Below are 810 nucleotides of genomic sequence, written 5' to 3'. Positions count from 1 at the left end.
ACTTGCGGTAACTTCCAAAACGGATGCGCTGGTGGCAGTGGTTCTTGCTCAAACACGTCCAAGAAAGCGTGTTCTACCCAGCGATTCTTGATGGCGAGCAACAAACTGGCTTCATCCAACACATCTCCTCTACCTACATTTAATAATAAAGCTTGGTTGAGATGTTGAAGTGTTTCACGGTTGAGCAAGGCACGAGTATTAGGTGTACTCGGTAATGTATTAACGACAATATCTGCCTTTCTTAAAGCATTTGCTAGTTCATTGATGTGGAAGGTTTGTGCAAATTCATCATTGGCTGTTGGAATTCCTGTACGATTAATACCAATCGTGTTAATCCCCATCGTCTGGGCCGTTTGTGCTAGGCATTTCCCAATGCTACCCGTACCGAGAATCACCATGGTTTTGCTTTGCAGTGATGTGTAGAGATGCGGTTGCCACTGCTTGTTTTGTTGTTGCTGGTGGTAGTGCATAAAATGACGATAGTGGCTGATGCAATATCCGAGGACGTACTCTGCGATTAGCGGACCAAACACGCCACGCACATTCGTCAGCGTATAGTCTTGGCGAAATTCTGGGGTAATGAGCGCATTTACGCCCGCATAGGTAGATTGTACCCACTCAAGTTGTGAAAATTCGTCTAATCTTTGTGAGAGTAAAGGAGGATCGGCAAGAACAATGTGTGCCTCTTGCGGCTTGTCCGTAATGTTCAGGTCGGGCAGATTTTTGTCCGCCAATAACGTTTCGTAGGTGTCACGATGCTCTGAGAGCAGGAAAATCTGATTTGGATGCTGCATTAACTTTTTTCCCTGT

The 810-nt window shown here is 45.6% G+C and carries 1 protein-coding gene; it reads right to left on the bottom strand.

Features of this window, described 5'->3' with window-relative positions; translation table 11 throughout:
* Positions 1 to 794, bottom strand: a 794-nt coding sequence (locus tag R7O13_RS25870) for a D-2-hydroxyacid dehydrogenase (RefSeq protein ID WP_318305073.1), incomplete at its 3' end; no start/stop codon positions are given.
* Positions 795 to 810 lie beyond the last annotated feature (16 nt).

This window comes from Vibrio sp. Y176, from assembly GCF_033438945.1.
The sequence above is the reverse complement of the archived record's forward strand: the minus strand, read 5'-3'. Positions and strand labels throughout refer to the sequence as shown.